Below are 23,800 nucleotides of genomic sequence, written 5' to 3' on the forward strand. Positions count from 1 at the left end.
GTAATTTTTCAAACAATGGAATTGCGGCAATAAAGCGGTTTGATCATTCAATAAATCGGACTTTTTCTAAACTGGGCAATCTTACCAAATTAACTCTTGGTATTGGCCTGGGGACCTTATTTGCTAGCGGAATAGGGGGGATCCGGGACTACGAAACGGGATTGGTTGGAGTTAGCAAAACAACCGGCATTATAGGCAAAGATTTAAAACAGTTCAGTAATGAAGTGTTGATGACATCTAAAAAATTGCGCGGCATTTCGTCAGATAAACTATTGGAATTGGGACAGGTTGCGGGGCAACTTGGAGTAACAGGAAACGCCAATATTTTAAAGTTTTCAACCACCTTATCAAAATTAGAAAAAGCGAGCGATATACAAGGGGAAGCCGGGGCCGCGTCAATTGCTCGATTATTAACAATTACCGGTGAGGGTGTCGGGGTAGTGGATCGGTTTGCGTCTGCATTGGTCGGGCTTGGTAATACATCGGCCGCGACGGAATCGGAAATATTGGGGGTTGCAAGTGAGGTAGCCAGGGCAACGGCTGCATATAAATTACAATCGACCCAAATACTTGGAATTTCCACGGCGTTAAAATCTTTGGATGTTCGGCCCGAAGCCGCGGGAACGGCTGTTGGTAAGGTGTTTAGAGGTATTGAGGACGCGACTATAAAAGGTGGCAAAACATTGGCGGCCTATGCCAAGGTAATGGGGTTGACCTCTAAAGAAGCTAAAAATATTTTTGCATCGGATAAAACAGCGGCGTTTACCGCGTTGATCAAAGGGCTAAATAATATAAGTGTTCAAGGGGGCAGCGTTCAACAAACGTTGTCCGGTTTAGGTTTGGATGGGGAAACGGTATCTAAAGGGATTATCCCATTGGCCACAAACTTTAATTTGTTGGATGAAAAATTGAAGTTGGCCAATTTAGCATTTAAGCAGAATATTGATTTAAACAACGAATTTTCCGCGGCATCTAAAACGGTTAACACCGCCTTGGATTCTGTCCGTAACAGCTTTAATAATGTTTTGATTGGAACGGCAACCACTGGAACCGGGTTAGAAAAGGTTCAAAATACATTATTCTTTGTAGCGGACAACATGGAAACGGTTGTGGCCTTTGGAGCGGGCTTAATTGGCACCTTTGGAGCGTTAAAAGTATTGGTGTATGGTTCACAGGCCGCGTTTGCGGCATATAACGTTGTTTTGGGTGTCCATAGTGCTTTAAGTGCAACGGCATCCATAGCAATTGGGCAAAATGCCGTTGCATTAGGTGCCTATAAAACAATAATGGCAGTCACCACCGCCGGCACCTGGTTGGCCACCACCGCAACCACAGCGTTTGGGGTGGCCCTAAATTTAGGGTTATGGCCTATTTTAGCTATAATTGCGGCAATTGGGGCGTTAATCGCTATATTTTATTATTGGGATGATATAACCGCGTGGTTTGGTAAACAATGGAAAACGTTTACCGGAATGATCGGCGCGGTATGGGACAACCTGGTGAAATGGTTCAAGAATTTCAGTTTTACGGATTTCTTTAAAAACATTGGCCAAAGCCTAATGAAGTACATTTTATGGCCAATGAAACAATTATTAACGTTGTTATCCAATATGCCCGGTAAGGTCGGAAAAATGGCATCCATTGGGTTGGATAAAATCGGCGAAATGTCCGGTGAATTGGATGTGAACGACAGCCGCAAACCATTGGACGGTCCGGAAGTTAGGGCAGAACAAAGCCGACAGGCCACAAGGGACGCCATGGTACGGGGTAGTATAGACCTTAATATTAGAGATAATGGAAACAACGTGGAATCGGCAAAATCAAACGGACCCGTTGCTATACCGATAAGGTTAACCAATACCCAAGGAATGAATTAAAATTTTTGTTTGTCCATTTATTTTGATGTGAAAGACCGCTATTAGTTTAGCGGTTTTTTTATTATCTAAAATGTTATCTTACCCAAGTGTAATCTATTTTGAAAACGATGAAATCCAAATCCAAATTAGAAAATAGGAACTTGAAGTATTATGTTATGTTAATGATATTCTCAATGTCAATTATTGCAATTCTAATTCCAACAGTTTTGTTTGTTTTGCAATTCAAAAGTTATAGTATTTCGAATAGCATTGCGGAATGGGGGAGTTTTGGTGATTATTTTGGTGGTATTCTTAATCCTATTATTTCGTTTGCTAGTTTGGTTTTATTAGGGTATATAACGGTAATAGTTGCTAAAAATTCTAATAAAGAAAATTATATTTTGAATGTAAAATTAAGACGAATGGATGCCTATAAAGAGTTAACCGAATTTTCGCCAACATTAAATAGTTTGGCAACGGCATTATCTGATTTTTTTGATCAAACAGAATTCATATTAAATTTTCATAATGCTTCATTAGATGAAATAATAAACAATAATAATTATGATGATGCAAATAAAAGTGCTCTCAAAAAAGATTTGAAAAATCGACTTTCAGAGGATTTGAGCAATCATTTAAATAATGAGCTTTATAAAATGTCAGAAGCAACTACTAAAATTGATGAGTTTGAAAATTTAATAACATTTGCACATCTTCGATTTGGACACTTATTTAAATATGATTTTAAGTCAGAGGAATACAATAAAATATCAGTTTCGATTAAGATTATTGCTAATAAGACTAGAAAGATGAAGGGGATTTTTAATTCTTTGAAAATGCAATTTAATGGTAAAAGGATAAATGATTTAAGGAAAGAATTTCAAGATTTAATCAAAGAATTAAAAATCGTTAGTGAATTATTGGTGGTGTTCTATAATTCTATTTCACAGGAATTAGAATATAAGGATGAGTGAATCAGTTTCATTATTTACCGAATTTATTAACTGAATTGTTAATCGTAATCTAAAAAACCTGTAAACATTACGTCTATGGGCTTTTTCTTTGGAGAACCGCTAAAACTACGAAGCTTTAAATTTTTGTACTTAAATGTAATATGTGGGGAATATGTGGGGAAAATATAGTCATACAAACTAAAAAACCCTTAATAATCAACAGATTAAAAAGGGTTTTTGTACTCGAGGCGGGACTTGAACCCGCACGGACTAATGTCCATTGGATTTTAAGTCCAACGTGTCTACCAATTCCACCACTCGAGCCTAGCTGCTCAAAGCAGAATAGATTTTACAATGGAGCGAAAAACGGGATTCGAACCTGCCTACCGTCAGGCAGGCCTGCGACCAAGGTCGCTTTTCGTAAGAATCAATTATTGTCGTTTTTCAACTTTCAAAAAAATGAGCGAAAAACGGGATTCGAACCCGCGACCTCCACCTTGGCAAGGTGGCGCTCTACCAACTGAGCTATTTTCGCAATTTAAAAATGAACGTAGCATCCTTTTCAGGATGCGGGAGCAAATTTAATATAATTCTATAAAAAGCAAAGAACTTTTCACTAAAAAGAATCAAAATAATTATAATACCCCCAAGGTGAATATATTAGATCGGAAATATTGGCGTATTGGCCTACATTATTAATTACTAGGCATTTTTCTTTTTGGTGAGCAAACGCTTTATTTCATTTAGTTTCATCAAGGCTTCCACAGGAGTTAAGGTGTTGATGTCCAAATGGGTAATTTCTTCTTTGATCTGTTCCAACAAAGGATCGTCCAAATTAAAAAAGCTTAGTTGCATTTCGTTTTGCACCAATTGTAATTTATCGGAAAGCTCCTCGCTGGAATGCGATTTTTCCAGCTTTTTAAGAATTTTATTCGCCTTATGGATGACCTGTTGTGGCATACCTGCCATTTTGGCCACATGTATACCAAAACTATGCTCACTGCCGCCCGGGGTCAATTTGCGTAAAAAGAGCACATTGTCCTTCAATTCTTTTACAGATACATTGAAATTTTTAATGCGGCCAAATGTAGAGGTCATTTCATTGAGCTCGTGGTAATGGGTGGCAAATAAAGTTTTGGCCCTTGCAGGATGCTCATGCAGGTATTCTGATATAGCCCAGGCTATAGAGATTCCATCATAAGTGCTGGTACCCCTGCCAATTTCGTCCAAAAGCACCAAACTGCGCTCGGAGAGGTTGTTAAGAATGGAGGCGGTTTCGTTCATTTCCACCATAAAGGTAGATTCCCCCATAGAAATATTGTCGCTGGCACCGACCCGTGTAAATATTTTATCTACATAACCAATTTTAGCAGCATCGGCCGGTACAAAACTTCCCATTTGGGCCAACAATACTATAAGCGCTGTTTGTCTTAATATGGCCGATTTACCGCTCATGTTGGGACCGGTAATCATTATAATCTGTTGCTCGTCCCTATTTAGGGTGAGATCATTGGCAATATAGGCTTCTCCCAAGGGCAATTGCTTTTCAATAACCGGATGCCTTCCTCCAATGATCGACAGTTCGGTGGAATCATCCATGTCCGGGGAAACATAATTGTTCTCCTTGGCCAACTGGGTAAAGCCGCAAAGACAATCCAGTTGGGCAATTTGGTAGGCATTATTTTGTACCGGTGCTATATATTCCTGCATCCAAACTACCAATCGTGAGAACAACTGCTGCTCCAAACTTAAAATTCGCTCTTCCGCACCTAATATTTTGGCTTCATATTCTTTTAGCTCTTCGGTGATATAGCGTTCGGCATTTACCAAGGTCTGCTTTCGTATCCAGTCCTCAGGGACCTTGTCCTTATGGGTGTTCCGTACTTCTATATAGTAACCAAAGACATTGTTGGAGGCTATTTTTAGGGAGCTAATGCCCGTGCGTTCGGTTTCCCTTTGCAGCATTTTGTCCAAATAGTCCTTTCCGGAAAAAGCCAGGCCTCTCAATTCGTCCAATTCGGTAGAATATCCTTTTGCTATAGTACTGCCTTTGAGCATATTCACCGGAGCCTCCTCACTGATCATTTCTTTGATCTTAGATCTTAGCATATCACAGGTATGCAATTGATCTCCAATAAGGTTTAATGCTTCATTTTTGCTTTTGGTGGTGATTTGCTTTATGGGAACAATGGCCTCCAAGGAATTTTTAAGCTGAACCACTTCCTTCGGATTAATTTTTCCCGTGGCCACTTTGGAAATTAACCGTTCCAAATCCCCGATCAACTTAATGCCACTCTGCAATTTATGGTGGGCAACCTCATTTTCGGTCAAATAGGTAATTACCTGATGCCTTCTACGGATTTTTTCAATATTCTTCAAAGGAAGTGCCAACCACCTTTTCAGCATTCTTCCGCCCATGGGCGAAATGGTTTTGTCTATGACATCTAAAAGCGTAACGGCATTTAGGTTATTGGAATGGTATAGTTCCAGGTTTCTTATCGTAAACCGATCCATCCAAATATATTCCTCTTCCGCAATACGTTGAAGGGTGTTGATGTGCTGTAATTGTCGGTGCTGGGTGTCGGAAAGGTAGTGTAATACAACCCCAGCAGCTACTATGCCATGGGATAAATGGTCTACGCCAAAACCTTTTAAGCTTTTTGTTTTAAAATGATTGGTGAGGGTTTCAAGGGCATAGTCATCCTGAAAAATCCAGTCTTCCGTAAAGAATGTATGGAAGTTTTTGCCAAATACTTCCAGGAATTCCTTTTTATTAGCTTTAGATACCAATACCTCGTTAGGGGAGAAATTCTGTAGTAATTTGTCTATCTGTTCTTCATTTCCTTCCGAAGTTAAAAATTCGCCTGTTGATATATCTACAAAGGATATACCTAATCTCTTTCGGCCAAAATGTACCGCACATAGAAAATTATTGGTTTTGGCCGATAGGATATCATCGTTCATGGCCACCCCCGGGGTCACTAGTTCGGTAACACCCCTTTTAACTATGGTCTTGGTGAGTTTCGGATCTTCCAGCTGATCGCATATGGCCACACGTTGCCCTGCTTTTACCAGTTTTGGTAAATAGGTATTTAAGGAGTGGTGCGGGAAACCTGCCAATTCCGTTCGATCCCCTCCGTTGTTACGGTGGGTAAGGATAATGCCCAATATCTTGGAGGCCTTAACGGCGTCTTCCCCAAAAGTTTCGTAAAAATCCCCGACACGGAACAATAATAGAGCATCAGGATATTTCACCTTAATGGTATTGTACTGCTTCATTAAAGGGGTTACCTTTTTTGTTTTTCCCGAGTCGGCCAAAGCGATTTTATTAACTTATTTTTGCATTCCTTTCTGAAACAACGAATGTAAGGTTTATCTACCGGAATGTACACTATTGTTGATATTTTGGGGATAACTTTATGTCGGTTGGAGAGGGGTTTATACCACAGTACAAGTGGTATGAAAATTAAATTTAATATTGGATTGTATGCGTAAATTGGAGAATAGCGAATTGGACCGACTTAATGTAGATGAGTTTAAACAGGTGGAAAAGACTCCTATTTGTATTGTTTTGGATAATGTAAGGAGCTTGAACAATATTGGATCGGTTTTTAGGACGGCGGATGCCTTTTTGATCGAAAAAATATACTTGTGCGGAATAACTGCGACCCCACCTCATAAGGACATTCATAAGACTGCTTTGGGAGCTACAGATAGTGTTACCTGGGAATATCGGGAAAACACCATGGAATTGTTGGAGGAACTAAAGCATGTGGGCTACACTTCGCTATCTGTTGAACAAGCAGAAAATGCAGTCATGCTAAACGATTTTGAAGTGGATAAAAAAGAAAAATATGCCTTAATTTTTGGGAACGAAGTAAAAGGAGTTTCCCAAGATGTAGTCTCAGGTAGTGATCTGGTCTTGGAAATTCCACAATACGGTACCAAGCACTCGTTGAATATTTCGGTAAGCGTGGGAATCGTGGTTTGGGATCTCTGGGCCAAATTGAAGGGGTAAAATGAGTCAAGCCCAAAAACAGTGAGTTCCCTATATAAAGTAAGGATACACCATCTCAAAGGCAGTGTTTGTTTATTTTTTTGTTCGCCAAAAATCAAAAAAAAGTCTGCCTATATAAAACCAAAAACCCAACCTAATGGTTGGGTCGGCAATATATAGTTTGAGTTAGTTAGTTTAAAACCTTGAAGTCTTTCCATCAATTTTTATGATGTGCCATATGGCTGAAAACGACTTTATTGGAGGCGCAAGTAAATAAATTGATTTGTTCTGTGCAAGTAATATGTGAAAATTATCTTAAAATGATAGTTTTACCGTAAATTTTTGTATCTGGTCCAATATCACCTCATAATCCTCTTGGTTTTCAACAAAATCCAATTCGCTTACATCCAAAATTAGATTGTTCTGCTCGGGAAAGCTTTTTAAAAAGTCGAAATAGCCGCGGTTTAACTTCTCTAAGTATTCAGGTGCAATATTTTGTTCGTAATCTCTTCCCCTTCGCTTTATATTTTGTAGAAGTCGTTCCGTGTTTTGGTACAGATAGATGTACATAGTTGGCTTCTTGATTTCTTTGTGCATGAGGTTAAAAAGCTTCCGGTAGAGTTTAAATTCCTCCTCCTGTAAGGTAACTTTGGCAAAAATGAGGGACTTGTTAATGTCGTAATCGCTTACCATAAAATTCTTGAACAGATCATATTGTGAGGTGTCGTCCATAAATTGCTGGTAACGGTCGGCAAGAAAGGACATTTCCAGTGGAAAGGCAAACCTAGCTTGATCTTCATAAAATTTAGGAAGGAAAGGGTTGTCCGCAAATCGTTCCAAAACCAATTTTGCGTTAAAATCGTGTCCTATTTTATGGGCCAATGTGGTTTTTCCGGCACCAATATTTCCTTCAATAGCAATATATTGCAATTGAGAGAAAAGCTGTGTTCTGGTAGTGTATAGCTTATGTTGGGTTCGTTTAATATTGCTTTTGTCCTTGCATTCCTGTAAGAGATTTCTAGTGTCCTTGTTCAGAACAGGATGATAAAACTGTGGTGCTATGTCTGCCAAGGGCCTCAGGACAAATCTTCTCAATTGAAGACTGGGGTGGGGGATGGTCAGCGCCTCGGAATTAATTATTTCCCTATCATAATATATTATGTCGATATCCACAGTCCTGGAGGTGTACCCAACCGCTTCATTTCGCGACCTACCCAGCCTTGTTTCTATTTCCAATAATTTTTTTAACAAATCTAATGGCGTTAGGGTGGTTTCTATTGCAATGCAGCAATTGTAAAAATTTTCCCCCTCAAAACCCCATGCCGGTGTTTCGTAAATTGGACTTATCTTAACAACATTTCCGATAGTGGAATGGATTAAAAACACCACCTCCTGTAGGTGGTTTAGTTTATCCCCTAAATTACTTCCAAGTGAAAGATATGTTGTTACGGTCTTATTCATAATTAGCGAGCAAAGTAAACAAAAGAAATCCACTCTATAAAGGGAATTGCCAAAAACACGGTCAAATTTCATCTACCTTCATCTGGTTGCAAATTCTAATATTTGGGATATATATAATTCAATATTTTTAATCGCATAAATTCCACATTGGCTATCTTTGCACGTTATTAGTAATACTTATATCGAATGAACTTTTTAAGAAATTTATTAGCGGCAATTATAGGTTGTCTCATAGCCTTTGGAATCATGTTTGTAATGTTTCTTGTATTGGCAGCCCTTATCGGAAGGGGAGAAGACACTGTGGTGGTCAAGAATAATTCCGTTTTGGAAATACAATTGCAGACACCCATCAGTGATTATGTGGGAATGGACGATTCCAACCCTTTTGCAGGGCTTTTCAGTGTTAAACAAGGATTGGACGATATATTACACGCCATTCGCGTGGCCAAGGACGACAATAAAATAAAAGGGATAAGTCTAAATAATAATGTGCTTATGGCCGGCTTATCACAAACCAAGGCTATACGCGATGCCTTAATTGAGTTTGAAGGTAGTGGGAAATTTATATACGCTTATGGGGATTTCTATACCCAGAAAGATTATTATTTGGCCAGTGTAGCTAAAGAGATATTTCTTAATCCAGTGGGGGCCCTGGAGTTTAAAGGACTTTCAACGGAAGTGTTATTTTTTAAAGATTTGCAGGAAAAGACCGGTGTTAAAATGGAAGTAATTCGCCATGGGAAATACAAAAGTGCGGTTGAACCTTTTTTGGCGAACGAAATGAGCGATGCCAATAGAACACAGATCAAGGAGTTACTGGATGCTTTGTGGGATTCAATGCTTACCAATATTTCCGATAGTAGGAATATTTCAATTGAAAATTTAAATCATATAGCGGATACCTTAGGGACCAGGACACCAAAATACGCAGCTTTGTCCGGATTGATAGATGATGTTATATTTTTTGATGAATATGAATCAAAGATTAAAGAGGCTTTAGCAATAGAGGACGATATGGATATTAACTATGTTGGCATATCAGATTATATTAATACCGCGAGCAAAATAAAAATCAATAGTGGCAAGGGAAAGATTGCGGTGATTTATGCCCAAGGCGAAATATGGTACGGAGAGGGAGGGTCGGATGTAATTGGTCAAGGAATTATTAATGATGCACTCAAGAAGGCCAGGGAAGATGATGATGTTAAAGCCATAGTACTGAGGGTGAATTCTCCAGGTGGAAGTGCATTGGCTTCCGATATTATCTGGCGCGAAATTGAAATTACCAAACAGTCCAAACCTGTTGTGGTTTCTATGGGCGATGTTGCCGCTTCCGGAGGATATTATATTGCAGCCGGGGCCGATAAGATTTTTGCAGAACCTACTACCATTACGGGGTCTATAGGTGTTTTTGGTACTGTTCCAAATATTAGTGAATTGGCCAAGAATATGGGTGTAAATGCGGAACAAGTAGGGACCAACCAAAACTCAGTGGAGTATTCCCTATTTGAACCGATGAACGATAATTTCAGAAATAATGTACTTGAGGGAATAGAAGCCACCTACGAAACATTTTTGGATAGGGTAGCTCAGGGCAGGGGTATTTCCATAGCTCAGGCAGATAGTTTGGCCCAAGGTCGCGTATGGAGTGGGGTAGATGCGTTGCGCTTAGGTCTGGTAGACGAACTGGGTGGACTGGATGAGGCTATTGCCGAGGCAGCTAAAATGGTAAATCTAGATAATTACAGTGTAAGAAAACTTCCAAAGTATAAATCGGATTTTGAGAAATTTATGGAAGACATGGGAGGTGCCAGTGCCAAAAGCAAAGAGACTTTTATTCAGAAGGAAATTGGTCTAGAAGCCTATTCAATTCTAAAGGAGTTAAAATCCGCGATGGAAAATAAGGGAATTCAGGCCAGAATGCCTTTTACCCTGAATATCAAGTAGGATTTATTTAACCCAACTATGATTATACAAAAAGCCCCTTCGAAAAAAGGGGCTTTGATATTAAGTAAATATTTGTAAACTAGTTTTTTGCCAGGTTAATTTCCACACGCCTATTTTCTGCGCGTCCTGCTTTGTACATATTGGTCGCAATTGGTTTACTTTCGCCGTAACCAATGGAAGTCAATCTAGAGCTGTCGATTCCTTTTTCAACCAAGAAGTTCTTAACGGAAAGTGCCCTTTCCTCTGAAAGTTTCTGATTGGACGGCACACTGCCTATACTATCCGTATGGCCCTCAACAGTGAATTTGGCATTGGGGTATTCGTTAAGTATTTTTATGATATCCACTAAAACATTAGTAGACTCTATTTTGATCGTAGCCTTTCCGGAATTGAACAAAATAGTCTTGGCATACTCATTTAAGGTTTTTTGTACCTCCTCAGTAACTTCAGGACATCCGTTGTTGGCAACTGTTCCGGCTACCTCGGGGCAATTGTCATCTTTGTCCAATACGCCATCAGCATCGGTATCTGGCCAAGGACACCCTTGGTTTTCTGCAACCCCAGCTTCTTCCGGACAATTGTCATCCTTATCCAATACACCATCATTGTCCGTATCTTCCCAAGGACACCCTTTGTTTTCTATAATTCCTGCTTCCTCTGGACAGTTGTCATCTTTGTCCAATACTTGGTCACCATCCGTATCTTCCCAAGGACAACCATTGTTTTCTACAGGTCCAGGAACCTCTGGACATCCATCCACCTTATCCAACACCCCATCCTCATCCTTGTCTTTTGGTCTGGATTGGTAAATAGGAATTTTTAATCCGGCATAAACATCCGCACCTTTGGATTTGTCACTGGTCAAAACTGTTAAAATGGAGCCAGAACCAATATACAGTGGTCCTGCCCTTAATCCAGCTCCCCATTGGACACCTAGGTTTTGTATATAACTGACCGGAGAATAAAAACTGAACCATTTGCTTTCGAACCTAGGAGTAAGGGATACAATGTTGGCAATACTATTGGTATTGGTATTGCTTTTTGAAGTTATTGATAAATCGGTATTTAGATTCATATAAAAGTGATTGTTAATGTTCCAATCAGCATTTAGATGCAAGGCTGTAGGCAAAACTGCTTTTGAGGCGTTTCCAGACCTGATTTGTGTATAAAGGTTGTTTAGTTTGTCCTCAAACCCTTCTTCGCTATCAAAATCGTCTTCACTAATAGAATTGGTAATGTCGTAGGCATTTTCTGTACCTTTATATTTAAGGCTGCCCAGGTCCGTTAAGGATAGTCCAAATTTCAATTTGTATTTATTGATGTCTTTTGGAGCATACGGATTGCCATCCTTGTCGGTAACGGTATAGTCTGCAAAATTAGGGCGCCATTCGTAAATAAAACCTAGGTCTACTCCAAAGCCGTCCGCACTTTTAACAAATTCGTAGTCTTCAAAATCGTTCGTAATATTGTCACTGTTTCCGTAGGATATTTCACCTTGGGAGTCAATGCTTCCTGTAGTTCCGGAACCGTCCGCATCATAATCTATAACTATATTCTTTCCGCCTGAATAAACATTGCCATATCCCATTAAATATTTTAATGAGATACCTCCCTTAAGAAAATGTTGTTCCTCATTCATTAGCACTGTGGCATAGGTGATTCCTGTTTCTGCCCAGGCATTGGCGCTCATCTGATAGTCGCCTTCATCCACATTGAAATCCTCATTTTCATCGAACTCATTGGAAATGTTGTCATAGGTATCTCCATTAATTTCGTTGACATTGAAAAATACCCTGCCTCTGGTAAAGACTGCCAATGAATTTTTGGAATTGATGTTGAACATGAAAGAAGGTCCCAAAATATCAACATTGCCATAAGCATTATTGGCATTTTTGGGTGATTTTGTTCCATCATCATCAAAATCAAAACTGTCCTTAAAGATATCTCCAAACTTTGCACTGTAATAGTCGTTTCCTATTAAGCCACTGACCCCTATAAGGTTTATATCCGTCTTAAGTCTAGAGTCCACTATATTGGCCGGATTGGAAATTATGCCATGTACCCCGTTGTAATTGTCAGTGCCTAATCCAATATAAGATTGGGCCTTCACCATGGTGGTAAATAGAATTAAGAATGCCACTAAAATACTTTTGTTCATGCTTAAAAATTTAGTTTATTTCATTTTTATTGTTAATCGACCCCTGTTCTCGTAAATTTGAGTTTTTTCAAGAGTCAAATTGTAGGAACGCTTTAATTTGGATTAAATTATAATATGTTAAAATTTTTAATTTTTCTATGGGGAATTCGGTCTTAAAGGAAGAGGATAAGAAGCTGGCTTTTAAGATTTATCTCTATTTGGGAGCTTTGTTTATTACCTCCTTGGTAGTTTCCAATCTAATTTTTCAGAAGTTTTTTTATTGGAGGCCTTTTGGGGATGTTACGGTTTTAGGAGCTTCGTTATTTGAAATTTCTGTTGGTATTTTGCCCTATCCCCTTACTTTTTTGATTACGGATCTTATTTCGGAAATATATGGTAGAAAAAAGGCGAACCAAATTGTAACTGCGGGAATTTTTGCATCCTTTTTTTCCATGGGGATAGTATTGCTGGCCAACTTGGTCCCTGCATTGCCAAATTCACCGGTTAGTGATGAGGTGTTTGGCCATGTTTTTGCCCTATCTCCAATTGCAGTTCTTGCTTCAATGTTGGCCTATCTTTTTGCTCAATATATAGATATAGGTATTTATCATTTCTGGAAAAAATTGACCAAAGGGAAACATCTTTGGCTACGTAATAATTTTTCGACTTTTCTTTCGCAGTTCATCGACACGTTTACAGTTGTGGGCCTTCTGTGTATATTTGAAGTGTTGCCGTGGTCCATGTTCTACGGACTCGTTGTCAGTGGTTTTGTCTTTAAGGTAATTGTGGCATTCTTCGATACCCCTTTTCTGTATTTTTTTGTATATCTGTTTAGAAGGCGGTTTAATCTGAAAGTAAACCAGGAAATTGATCTCGAAGCATAATAAAACTTGCTTTTCTCTGTTCTTAACGAAGGGACCAATAACGCAATAATCATCTAGGGTTATAATAGTAGGAGTCCAAGCTAAGACTGATATTTGTTTCAGTGTTAAATATTATTTAAACTGGATGTGAATTTGAATTTTGCTTGGCAATTTATTGTAGAATTGCGTCAATATTTGAAGGTATACGTTTAAACTTATGGTCAATTTCTATGTAATATTGGGCCATAGCCGGAATGTAAAACAAAAGAATACTAAGAAAAAGGGGGAATTGCTCCTTCTTGGCCATAAATTGATTGTATTGCTTATAATATTGTAAATAGTAACAGATGAAAAATAAAATTTTAAAGATTGTTGGAGGCTTTTTTTTGGTGATAATTTTATTGCTAATTGCAACCCCATTTTTCTTAAAGGGCAAAATTGCGGATATAATTAAGAATAAGGTGAATAATAGCATCAATGCCACGTTCGATTTTGCCGATGCGGATTTAAGTCTATTTAGAAGTTTTCCCAATGCCACAGTTACCTTAAGTGATATAACCTTGATTAATAAGGCCCCTTTTCAGGGCGATACCCTTTTCGCTTCCAACAAGGTAACCTTGGACATGTCTATAAAAGAACTTTTTAAGGAAGCCAGTGAGCCAATTGTTATTAAAAGTTTAATACTTGATGGTCCACTATTGAATGTGAAAGTGGACAAGGAAGAAAAGGCAAACTATGATATTGCCGTTGATGATGGTTCTTCCTCAGTGGATACAGCCTCCACTGATAGTGGTTTTACCCTGTCCATGGAGTCGTATGCAATTAATAATGCGGCTATTAAATATGATGACCTTTCCAGTGGCATGTCATTTGCAATTTCTGAAATGAACCATAGTGGTAGGGGAGATCTTTCCTTGGAGAATTCTGAATTGGATACGGAGACCAGTGGTTTGGTCTCTTTTGAAATGGACAGTACACAATACCTAAATAGGAATCCAGTCCAATTGAAGGCTCTTATAGGCGTGGATCTAAAAGAAAATAAATATACTTTATTAAAGAATGAGGCCATGGTAAATCAACTGGCCTTGGTATTTGAAGGTTTTGTTAAATTGAATGAAAACAATCAGGAGGTGAACATTAGTTTTAGAACGCCTTCTTCTGACTTTAAGAACTTTTTAGCGGTTATTCCAGCAGCATATTCCAAAAATATAGAACAGGTGTCCACCACTGGAAACTTTACGGTTGCAGGTGTATTTAAGGGCGTTGTGGACGATGATCATATCCCTCAGTTCAAAATCGATATAAATTCTGATAATGCCTCCTTTAAATATCCCGATTTGCCAAAATCGGTCCGAAACGTATTTATAGATACCGAAATTTCCAATAATACTGGAATTGTAGAAGATACCTATGTGGATATCCGTAGGTTGTCCTTTATGATAGACGAGGACAAATTTAATATGGTTGCCAAAATAAGTGACCTTATGGGCAATACTAAGGTGAATGCCAAGATAGATGGTAAGATGAATTTAGCAAATATCTCCAAAGCTTATCCAGTGCCTGCCGATTTAAATTTAAAGGGAATTTTGAATGCCGATATTTCAACGGCTTTCGATATGGCTTCCATAGAAAATAAGAAGTATGAGAATACGAAGACCAATGGTACCCTTAATTTAATGGACTTTGAATATAAGTCCGATGAATTTCCCAACCCTATTATTTTAAAAAGCACTTCGGTTACGTTTAATCCAGCCACGGTAACCCTAAACAAATTGGAAGGGGCAACTGGCAAGACCGATTTTGATGCCTCCGGGACCATCAATAACCTACTGGGGTTTATGTTCAACAATGAAAATGTAGAGGGCAATTTTAATCTAAAGTCCAACTCTTTTGCCATTAATGATTTTATGGTGGCTGAAGAGACCATAGGGAACAGTAGTGGAGAAGAAGGGGCGGCAACTACATCCACTGAGGAAAAAATAAAGATACCTTCCTTTTTGGATTGTACCATAAATGCCAGCGCCAACACTGTAATTTATGATAATCTTACCCTAAAGGATGTAAAAGGAACTCTTCGAATTAAGGATGAAAAGGCAATTCTGACCAATATGACATCTTCAATATTCGACGGTAAATTGGCCTTGAACGGAGAGGTGTCCACCAAGGATGTCACACCCACATTTGCCATGAAACTGGGGATGGAAAGTTTTAAGATTGCTGAGACCTTCAAAGCTTTGGAAATGTTTAGGACATTGGCGCCTATTGCAAAGATTCTTCAGGGAACCTTAAATTCAGATGTGCAGATATCGGGAAGTTTAAAGGATGACTTTACCCCGAATTTAAGTACCATTTCTGGTAATATTTTGGCCGAATTGATGACAAATCAAATTGATGCCAAAAGCGCACCCCTACTTAGTGAGTTGGATAGTAAGCTAAGTTTTTTGAATCTTGAAAAATTAAATATAAAGGATTTGAAAACGGCCTTGACGTTCGAGGATGGTGTGGTAAAAGTTAAGCCATTTACGATTAAATACCAGGATTTTGCCATAAATGTGGCCGGTAGCCACACATTTGACCAAAAATTGAACTATGCTGCTACCATTGAAGTGCCAGCGAAATATTTGGGAAAGGACATTAGCAGTTTAATCGCTAAAATTGATGAGAAATCCTTGGAAAATTTAACAATCCCAGTGACTGCCAATATAGGTGGTGGGTATACGAGTCCTACGGTGACAACCGATCTTACTTCGGGTATAAAAAATTTAACGGGCCAACTTGTTGAGATAGAAAAACAGAAATTGATCAATAAGGGCAAGGATAAGGCCAAGGATTTTATTGGGGACCTTATCACCAAAAATCAGAAAGCCACAGATTCCACTAAAATGAAAAATCAGGAGAGTGCCAAAGATGTTATCGGTGGCCTATTGGGGGGAACAACCAAAAAGGTGGATTCAACAGGGAAAACCGATACTACAGCAATAGCAAAAAAGGAAGCCCAGAAAGAAGTAGCTAAAAAAATATTGGGCGGGCTTTTGAGCAAAAAGAAACAAGAAGCGGAAAAACCAAAAGATAGTGTTCAGTAAACAAATTAAAGAGGAATTGAAACCCTTAGGGTAATATCTTAATAGATTTTAGGATGGAAATTAATGGATGCATACTAATTTTGAGGATTAGTATGCACCTATTTCATATATAGCCACAATAGTTGTTTCACTGTTAAGATAGATTGGTGGTGATGTACCTGTCTAAGTTGATGACAAAACTTGCTCCAAAACTGTAATTAAATCCTTTGGATTTTTGAGGTAGGTTACCATTTTATCATATTTTTCAGTTTCAAGATTAATTGGACTTCCAGAGAATAAAAGGGGTGTATTGGTCTCCGATGACAATCTATGAACCTTTTCTTCAACCACTGATGGGGTTGTGGTAATAAAAAAGGTTAGTAGATAATTGGGCTTTACCAACTCTGCCATGGTCTTTACATTGTCATAGGGTACATTCTGTCCGAGGTAAAAAACTCTCCACCCTAGTTTTTTGGCAATAAAGGAAGCTAGTAATAATCCTATTTCATGATTTTCCCCTTCGGTCAGGAACAAGATAATCTTTGGTGCGTTTTTCGGAGCGATCGGCAATAAATCTATTGCAGAACATATTTTTTGACGGATTAAGTTTGAAACAAAATGTTCCTGTGCCGGCATAATCTTATTAATACCCCAAAGAATCCCAACTTTATGTAGAAATGGATAAATCACCTCAGTGAATGTGGTCAATATGCCATTTTTAATAACTTGGGATTTAATTATATTGTCAAATTCCTGTTCATCCAAATTAATCATGCTTAATACCAAGGCCTTTACTTCATCGTCTTGGTTTGAGTTGATCAAAGATTCTGCAACTTTCTTGTGAATTTCTTCGTCGGACATTTTTCCTATCGCCGATAATCGAACTCCTTGACTTCTTAAGATACTTATATTTAATAACTTTTTTAATTGACTGTCCGAATAAAATCGAATATTGGTTTCCGTTCTTTCCGGAACTAAAAAATCATATCTACTTTCCCATTTTCTCAACGTATGTGAGTTAATTCCTGTTAAGGAAACGATTTGTGCCATGGAATACCTACTCATAGTAATGTCTAATAAATTATAGTGTAAAGTTAAACAATTATAATAAAATAAAGAATGCATTTTGTTAAAATGTCTAACTTTGTGATAAAATAAGTTGTACAAAACAAAATAAAGCATATATTTGTCTAAGTATTAATCTAAAAACATTAGACATGAAAAAAATTGGAATTTATTTTTTGACATTTTTCAGTTCACTGTTACTTTTTGTTTCCTGTAACAATGATGATGATAATGACATTATTGTTGAGCCCACTTTGAAGACTATAGTGGAAACGGCTCAAAACACAGACATTTTAAGTAGCCTAGTTGCTGCTTTGATCAAGGCGGATGAAAACGACGATTCAGATTTAGTAGGAGCATTGAGCGGTGAAGGAACTTTTACGGTTTTTGCACCAACCGATAGTGCCTTTACTACCCTTTTGGCTAGTTTGGACGGCTTTGACAGTTTGGAGGATTTTGATACTCCGGAGAAACGGGAACTTCTAGCTGCCATCCTTAAATATCACGTAGTTGTTGGCGCTGCCGCTACTTCCAGTTCACTAACCAATGGTCAAGAATTTACCACATTACAAGGTGAAAAGATTATGGTTAGAATAGATGGAGATGTTTATATTCAAGATCCGACAGAAACGGATGCAAAAGTTGGACCTGCGGATATTATGGCTTCCAACGGTATTGTACATGTCATAGACAAGGTTTTGATTCCACAGGAAGTTTTGGATGCCCTAAACCCTGAACCAATGCCCAATATTGTAGAATTGGCAAAGGATACCGAATTTCTATCTCTTTTGGTAGGAGCCTTGGTACAGGCCGATGCCGGTTTGGTAGACCTGTTGCAGACCGATGGTCCTTTTACAGTCTTCGCACCTACCGATACCGCCTTTGCCGCCCTATTGGAAGCTTTGGGTGAAGATTACAACAGCTTGGCAGATTTTGACACCGCCGAGGAAAAAGCATTGTTGGCACAGATTTTAAAATATCACGTAGTCGCCGGAACGGCCGCCTATTCTACGGACTTGTCCGACGGACAAATGATAGAGACGGCGCAGGGCGAATCAGTAGCGGTAAGCCTTACAGGTGGAGTTTTCATCCAGGATAAAACCGATGTGGACGCAGCCGTGGCACCTGCCGATATAGCTGCCAGTAATGGGGTAGTACATGTGATTGATAAAGTGTTATTGCCACAGGAGGCTTTGGATGCCCTAATGCCGCCAACGCCAAATATTGTAGAATTGGCAATGGATACCGAATTTCTATCTCTTTTGGTAGGAGCCTTGGTACAGGCCGATGCCGGTTTGGTAGACCTGTTGCAGACCGATGGTCCTTTTACGGTGTTCGCACCTACCGATACCGCCTTTGCTGCCCTATTGGAAGCTTTGGGTGACGATTACAACAGTTTGGCGGATTTTGACACTGCCGAGGAAAAAGCCTTGTTGGCACAGATTTTAAAATATCACGTAGTCGCCGGAACGGCCGCCTTTTCTACGGACTTGTCCGATGGACAAATGATAGAGACGGCGCAAGGCGAATCCGTAACGGTAAGTTTGTCCGGTGGAGTTTTCATCCAGGATAAAACCGATGTGGACGCAGCCGTGGCACCTGCCGATATAGCTGCCAGTAATGGGGTAGTACATGTGATTGATAAAGTGTTATTGCCACAGGAAGCTTTGGATGCGCTAATGCCGCCAACGCCAAATATTGTAGAATTGGCAATGGATACCGAATTTCTATCTCTTTTGGTAGGAGCTTTGGTACAGGCCGATGCCGGTTTGGTAGACCTGTTGCAGACCGATGGTCCTTTTACGGTGTTCGCACCTACCGATACCGCCTTTGCCGCCCTATTGGAAGCTTTGGGTGATGATTACAACAGCTTGGCAGATTTTGACACTGCCGAGGAAAAAGCATTGTTGGCACAGATTTTAAAATATCACGTAGTCGCCGGAACGGCCGCCTATTCTACGGACTTGTCCGATGGACAAATGATAGAGACGGCGCAGGGCGAATCCGTAGCGGTAAGTTTGACCGGTGGAGTTTTCATCCAGGATAAAACCGATGTTGACGCAGCCGTGGCACCTGCCGATATAGCCGCCAGTAATGGGGTAGTACATGTGATTGATAAAGTGTTGTTGCCACAGGAAGCTTTGGACGCTTTAGGACACGAATAAAGGATTAACTAGTGTGTTTAGTTTGGTTATGGAAACTGACGGCCATTTAATGGTCGTCGGTTTCTTTTAATAATTCATCTTATTAATATTTTTTAAACCTTAAATATCATATATTTTGAAAGCGCTCTTCGATTCTTCCAGTTTAAAATGCAGTAAATTGGTTACCCGTACCTATAGTACTTCATTTTCTTTAGGCATTAGATTATTCGCGCACAAAATAAGACCAGCAATCTACGCCATTTATGGTTTCGTTAGGTATGCGGATGAGATCGTGGATTCATTTCACGATTACGATCAAGAGGAATTGCTGACCGAATTTATCCGGGAATATAAACTTTCCTTGAAAAGAAAAATTAGCCTAAATCCAATTATCAACTCTTTTCAGGCTGTGGTACATAAATTTGAACTTTATGAATATGCCGAAGTTTTTTTAGAAAGGATGCAATATGACTTGGACGTATGTGAATACACCACAAAAGAAGCTTATGAAAATTATATATATGGATCGGCCGATGTGGTTGGTCTAATGTGTTTAAGGGTGTTTGTGGATAATGACAACGAGAAGTTCAATTCCCTTCAATCCTCAGCCAAGTATCTAGGGTCTGCATTTCAAAAGGTTAATTTTTTGAGGGATATAAAAGAAGATCTTGAAAGTTTGGGCAGGTCATATTTTCCCAATGTTCATAAAAAGGAATTGACCGATGAAGTGAAAAAGGAAATTATTGCAGATATTGAGCAAGACTTTGAAAAGGCCTATCAAGGATTGGTTCAATTGCCAATAGAAAGTAGATTAGGGGTTTATATAGCTTATAAATACTATTCTAAACTTTTAAAAAAACTTAAACACACTAAATCCGAAAAAATACTTACCAATAGAATCCATATTTCCAATCCTATGAAAATGGTAATATTGGCAAAGGGCTACTTTAGATACAAGCTAAACGCTATTTAACTTGAGCTCAATTTTAATTAAAATGCAAATAATGGATTATCAATTAATTAAAGTCGATGTTTTTGTCTCCTCGAGCCTGCCTACGGACAGGTAGGCCTGCCTTGTCGGCAGACAGGCCCAGTCGAGAGGTTTTAGGCAGTTATATTTTTAAATAGAGGTCTCGACTGCGCTATTAGATTAGCATTACCCCAAACAACCCACATTAACAATTAAAAATCAATCTAACACACGACCTTTAGTATTGAGTTTCTAGGCATAAGTAGTTTAGTCATTTAGTATAAGGTCTTTCCTTCGGTCTTAGCTTGGAACATAATCCTTAAATGTGAAATGAATGATATTAAAAAAAAAGTAAATGGAAATTGTATTGTACTTTGTCATAACACTGTTGACTTTTATGGTGATGGAAGTAGTTACTTGGTGCACCCACAAATTTGTAATGCATGGTTTTTTATGGACTTTACACGCCGATCACCATGCGCCTAAATACCCGCACATATTTGAGAAAAACGATACTTTTTTTGTGATTTTTGCCATTCCAAGCATTGCGCTTTTTTATTTTGGAGTAGCCCCAATATTTAACTATTTGTTCTTTATAGGTTTGGGGATTTTTCTTTACGGCATAGCCTATTTTTTAATTCATGATGTGCTGATTCACCAGAGATTCAAGTGGTTTAAGAACGTCAAAAACAAATATTTACTGGCTTTGAGGAAAGCCCATAAAATTCATCATAAGAACATGGGAAAGGAAGATGGGGAATGTTTTGGAATGTTATTCGTCCCTAAAAAATACTTCAGGCGAAACTGATGAAAGATTTTCCATCTTAGGTTGATAAATTAAATTTTAATTCGATTTCTTTCCAAATTGGTATATAAAACCTAAGGTCGGCAGTTTGGATTCTATAGCAATGGGATGGTTGCCTACTAATGTACAAATAAGTGGAACTTCGCAATATTATCTTCACTTTTAAGCCTCAATTCCACTTTTATAAGCGGCCAAAGCTCTTTCCCTGGCAAATTTATGTTCCACTATGGGGTCGGGGTATTCGAGGGAGTCAAATTCAGGAATCCACTTTCTTACGTATTTGTAATCCTTGTCAAACTTTTTTTGTTGAGATAAGGGGTTGAAAATTCTAAAATAAGGTGCTGCGTCGCAGCCGGTCCCTGCTGCCCATTGCCAGTTACCATTGTTGGAAGATAATTCATAATCCAACAATTTTTCGGCAAAATAACTCTCTCCCCACCTCCAATCGATCAATAAATGTTTGCATAGAAAGCCGGCCGTAATCATCCTTACCCGATTATGCATAAAACCTGTTGCATTAAGTTGCCTCATTCCGGCATCCACCATAGGGTATCCTGTTTTTCCTTGGCACCATAATCTAAACTCCTCCTTGTTGTTTCTCCACTTAATTTTATCGTATTTAGACCTAAAATTTTCAGTGACTACCTTAGGGAAATGAAATAATATTTGCATAAAGAATTCACGCCAAATCAATTCACTTAAAAATACCGCATTGCTTTTGTCAATTCTAGAAATTATCTGCCTAATGCTAATTGTCCCAAATCTCAAATGAGGGCTTAGATAACTTGTTATATCTTCATAGGGAAAATCCCTTTTTTTTCCATAGAGATGCAACTGGGACAGATCAAAGTCCCTCACTTTTATTTCCGATTTTTTAAACCCAATATCTTCCAAAGACATTGTGGTGTGTTTAGCCTTGCACAGATTATTCAGCTTTGGATCCCTTAGTTGTATGGGATTGTCTTCCTGGAATTTAAGAAGCCATTTATTTTTGTAGGGTGTAAAAACGGTATATGGCTCTTGATTGTTTTTCAAAATGTCATTTTCCTCGAATACAACCTGATCCTTAAAACTCAAAAAAGTAACCCCATTTTTGTTGAGTATTTCAGCAATTTCTTTGTCCCTGGTTATGGCATATGGTTCGTAATCCTTATTAGTATACACTTTAGCAACCTTAAACTTGGAGATTAACTCCAGCCATACTGCTTTTGGGTCCCCATGTAAACATAATATGTCCGAACCATGCGCCTTTAGGGAATCTTTAATTTTTAGAATTGATTGATGGATAAAACCAACTCGGGCATCATCCTTTGGCAATTCGTTAAGTATATTGCTATCAAAGATAAAAATGGGTAGGACTGGAATGTCGTTATCCAGTGCTTCTGCAAGTGCTGTATTGTCCTCGATTCTTAAATCGCGTCTAAACCAAAAAATAGAAATTGGTCTTTGGTCTTCAGATTTTGTTGAGATGTCTAAAGGGCTTTTAGCTGGCACAATATTTTAGATTTATTACAATTAATTTGATGTCATGGTTATGGACAGCTATGGGAGTCGAGCATTTTGTTTAAACCACTTGGTTACATATTTAAGGATAAAATGGAATTAATTTATTTCCAATTACAATTTAACGATTAATCAGCACTTTTATTAAATTATCTACTTTACTTCCAACCCAACAACGTACCCCTCACTCCCCCTAATGTTAAAGACTGTATTGTCCTCAAAAATCAGGTACTGGCCTTTAATGCCTTTTAATACCCCTGAATATGTTGGTATTTTGTCCAAGTTAAGACTTTTTACTTTTTGGGGATATTGTAGCACGGGAAATTCTAAATGGGTTTCTGTATTGCTTTCTATATAATAGGGGGCAGCCTCCTCCGGAATATATTTTTTTAATTTATTTCTGTATTCCACTAAATCCTCATCGTCAACGTCATTGGTCAGCATTTTTCTCCAATTGGTTTTGTCGCCAATGTGTTCTTTTAGAGCCATCTCGGTAACTCCCGCCAAATAGCGATTGGGAACTTCAACAATTTCTATTGCTTCATGGGCGCCTTGGTCTATCCATCGGGTAGGGACTTGGGATTTTCGCGTTACACCTACCTTGATATTGCTGGAATTGGCAAGGTACACGATATGCGGTTGTAATTGCACCTTTTTTTCGTATTCCAAATCGCGATCTTCCTTGTCCAAATGTGCGGTACTCAATTCGGGCCTCATGATCCAGTCCCCAGCGGTCGGAGTTTCATAAAAACATGTTCTGCAGAAACCTTGTCTAAATATGGGACGATCTTCACCACAATTTAGACATTGGTATTTAACAAAAGTAATTTTAATTTCTTTGTTCAATACCTGGTTGAGGTTTAAAAAGTCCCCTTCAAATATTAAGTAATATTGTATGGGATCTGCCAATTCGGATTCCATTTTTCTTAAAACACCTTGATACTGCATATTTTTTTCTTAATGTAAAATCTATTTGAATATGAATTCAATTAAAGCTATTTTTAGCTAATTTAACTTAGGGCCTGTTTAAAAAATAT

At 38.5% G+C, this 23,800-nt stretch carries 15 protein-coding genes and 2 tRNA genes; 9 read left to right on the top strand and 8 right to left on the bottom strand.

The genetic code is table 11. From position 1 onward, the window contains the following. Together MWU78_RS19080 and MWU78_RS19085 are read left to right on the top strand one after the other, a co-directional pair. Positions 1–1,877 (top strand): phage tail tape measure protein (locus MWU78_RS19080; RefSeq protein ID WP_247000782.1); only part of this gene is annotated, 1,877 nt, incomplete at its 5' end. 173 nt (positions 1,878–2,050) lie between these two features. Then, on the top strand, positions 2,051–2,830 hold the full coding sequence (locus MWU78_RS19085) for a hypothetical protein (RefSeq protein ID WP_247000784.1): 780 nt from the start codon (positions 2,051–2,053) through the stop codon (positions 2,828–2,830). A 219-nt stretch (positions 2,831–3,049) separates the two neighbouring features. Here the strand turns inward: MWU78_RS19085 and MWU78_RS19090 are convergent. From MWU78_RS19090 to mutS, 3 genes are all read right to left on the bottom strand, one after another. Further along, a tRNA-Leu gene (locus tag MWU78_RS19090) sits at positions 3,050–3,133 on the bottom strand. Between the two features lie 138 nt (positions 3,134–3,271). Beyond that, positions 3,272–3,344 (bottom strand) — tRNA-Gly (locus MWU78_RS19095). Positions 3,345–3,511: 167 nt separating this feature from the next. After that, entirely contained in the window at positions 3,512–6,088 is a 2,577-nt protein-coding gene (gene mutS / locus MWU78_RS19100; RefSeq protein WP_247000786.1) for a DNA mismatch repair protein MutS, read from the bottom strand. A gap of 208 nt (positions 6,089–6,296) precedes the next feature. Between mutS and MWU78_RS19105 the strand changes: the two genes are divergently transcribed. Next, positions 6,297–6,827 carry an RNA methyltransferase gene (locus MWU78_RS19105; RefSeq protein WP_247000788.1) on the top strand — a complete coding sequence of 177 codons (531 nt, stop codon included), beginning with the start codon at positions 6,297–6,299 and terminating at the stop codon, positions 6,825–6,827. 294 nt (positions 6,828–7,121) lie between these two features. On the opposite strand, the gene folK is transcribed toward MWU78_RS19105, so the two are convergent. Then, positions 7,122–8,267, bottom strand: coding sequence for a 2-amino-4-hydroxy-6-hydroxymethyldihydropteridine diphosphokinase (gene folK, locus MWU78_RS19110; protein ID WP_247000790.1), 1,146 nt, complete (start codon positions 8,265–8,267; stop codon positions 7,122–7,124). 186 nt (positions 8,268–8,453) lie between these two features. Between folK and sppA the strand changes: the two genes are divergently transcribed. Continuing rightward, positions 8,454–10,214, top strand: coding sequence for a signal peptide peptidase SppA (gene sppA / locus MWU78_RS19115; protein ID WP_247000792.1), 1,761 nt, complete (start codon positions 8,454–8,456; stop codon positions 10,212–10,214). 79 nt (positions 10,215–10,293) lie between these two features. Here the strand turns inward: sppA and MWU78_RS19120 are convergent, their stop codons facing one another. Further along, positions 10,294–12,372, bottom strand: a complete 2,079-nt coding sequence (locus tag MWU78_RS19120; protein ID WP_247000794.1) for a DUF5723 family protein — start codon at positions 12,370–12,372, stop codon at positions 10,294–10,296. 137 nt (positions 12,373–12,509) lie between these two features. On the opposite strand from MWU78_RS19120, the gene MWU78_RS19125 reads away from it, so the two are divergent. Together MWU78_RS19125 and MWU78_RS19130 are read left to right on the top strand one after the other, a co-directional pair. Continuing rightward, positions 12,510–13,235 (top strand): queuosine precursor transporter, encoded by a 726-nt coding sequence (locus tag MWU78_RS19125; RefSeq protein ID WP_247000796.1) that lies wholly within the window; start codon positions 12,510–12,512, stop codon positions 13,233–13,235. A gap of 326 nt (positions 13,236–13,561) precedes the next feature. Next, positions 13,562–16,297 carry an AsmA-like C-terminal region-containing protein gene (locus tag MWU78_RS19130; RefSeq protein WP_247000798.1) on the top strand — a complete coding sequence of 912 codons (2,736 nt, stop codon included), beginning with the start codon at positions 13,562–13,564 and terminating at the stop codon, positions 16,295–16,297. Between the two features lie 162 nt (positions 16,298–16,459). Here MWU78_RS19130 and MWU78_RS19135 read toward each other — a convergent pair whose 3' ends face one another. Next, entirely contained in the window at positions 16,460–17,341 is an 882-nt protein-coding gene (locus tag MWU78_RS19135) for a MerR family transcriptional regulator (RefSeq protein WP_247000800.1), read from the bottom strand. Between the two features lie 152 nt (positions 17,342–17,493). Between MWU78_RS19135 and MWU78_RS19140 the strand changes: the two genes are divergently transcribed. The 3 genes from MWU78_RS19140 to MWU78_RS19150 all read left to right on the top strand — a co-directional run bounded on the left by MWU78_RS19140 (position 17,494) and on the right by MWU78_RS19150 (position 21,263). Beyond that, on the top strand, positions 17,494–19,506 hold the full coding sequence (locus tag MWU78_RS19140) for a fasciclin domain-containing protein (RefSeq protein WP_247000802.1): 2,013 nt from the start codon (positions 17,494–17,496) through the stop codon (positions 19,504–19,506). Between the two features lie 115 nt (positions 19,507–19,621). Beyond that, positions 19,622–20,458: a squalene/phytoene synthase family protein gene (locus tag MWU78_RS19145; protein WP_247000804.1), complete on the top strand. Its 837-nt coding sequence runs from the start codon at positions 19,622–19,624 to the stop codon at positions 20,456–20,458. Between the two features lie 352 nt (positions 20,459–20,810). After that, on the top strand, positions 20,811–21,263 hold the full coding sequence (locus tag MWU78_RS19150) for a sterol desaturase family protein (RefSeq protein ID WP_247000806.1): 453 nt from the start codon (positions 20,811–20,813) through the stop codon (positions 21,261–21,263). 159 nt (positions 21,264–21,422) lie between these two features. Here the strand turns inward: MWU78_RS19150 and MWU78_RS19155 are convergent, their stop codons facing one another. Continuing rightward, positions 21,423–22,754 carry a deoxyribodipyrimidine photo-lyase gene (locus tag MWU78_RS19155; protein WP_247000808.1) on the bottom strand — a complete coding sequence of 444 codons (1,332 nt, stop codon included), beginning with the start codon at positions 22,752–22,754 and terminating at the stop codon, positions 21,423–21,425. Positions 22,755–22,916: 162 nt separating this feature from the next. Further along, positions 22,917–23,711, bottom strand: coding sequence for a DUF2797 domain-containing protein (locus tag MWU78_RS19160; RefSeq protein WP_247000810.1), 795 nt, complete (start codon positions 23,709–23,711; stop codon positions 22,917–22,919). Between the last annotated feature and the right edge of the window lie 89 nt (positions 23,712–23,800).

It is taken from the genome of Arenibacter sp. F26102 (assembly GCF_023015865.1).
In the GTDB taxonomy this organism is placed as follows: Bacteria; Bacteroidota; Bacteroidia; order Flavobacteriales; family Flavobacteriaceae; genus Arenibacter.

Bases quoted from the DNA above. Each gene is read 5' to 3' on its own strand.
- MWU78_RS19150 (WP_247000806.1), top strand. From the start codon at position 20,811: ATGGAAATTGTATTGTACTTTGTCATAACACTGTTGACTTTTATGGTG.
- MWU78_RS19085 (WP_247000784.1), top strand. From the start codon at position 2,051: ATGTCAATTATTGCAATTCTAATTCCAACAGTTTTGTTTGTTTTGCAA.
- MWU78_RS19130 (WP_247000798.1), top strand. From the start codon at position 13,562: ATGAAAAATAAAATTTTAAAGATTGTTGGAGGCTTTTTTTTGGTGATA.
- MWU78_RS19140 (WP_247000802.1), top strand. From the start codon at position 17,494: ATGAAAAAAATTGGAATTTATTTTTTGACATTTTTCAGTTCACTGTTA.
- sppA (WP_247000792.1), top strand. From the start codon at position 8,454: ATGAACTTTTTAAGAAATTTATTAGCGGCAATTATAGGTTGTCTCATA.
- MWU78_RS19105 (WP_247000788.1), top strand. From the start codon at position 6,297: ATGCGTAAATTGGAGAATAGCGAATTGGACCGACTTAATGTAGATGAG.
- MWU78_RS19160 (WP_247000810.1), bottom strand. From the start codon at position 23,711: ATGCAGTATCAAGGTGTTTTAAGAAAAATGGAATCCGAATTGGCAGAT.
- MWU78_RS19125 (WP_247000796.1), top strand. From the start codon at position 12,510: ATGGGGAATTCGGTCTTAAAGGAAGAGGATAAGAAGCTGGCTTTTAAG.
- MWU78_RS19135 (WP_247000800.1), bottom strand. From the start codon at position 17,341: ATGAGTAGGTATTCCATGGCACAAATCGTTTCCTTAACAGGAATTAAC.
- folK (WP_247000790.1), bottom strand. From the start codon at position 8,267: ATGAATAAGACCGTAACAACATATCTTTCACTTGGAAGTAATTTAGGG.
- MWU78_RS19120 (WP_247000794.1), bottom strand. From the start codon at position 12,372: ATGAACAAAAGTATTTTAGTGGCATTCTTAATTCTATTTACCACCATG.
- mutS (WP_247000786.1), bottom strand. From the start codon at position 6,088: ATGAAGCAGTACAATACCATTAAGGTGAAATATCCTGATGCTCTATTA.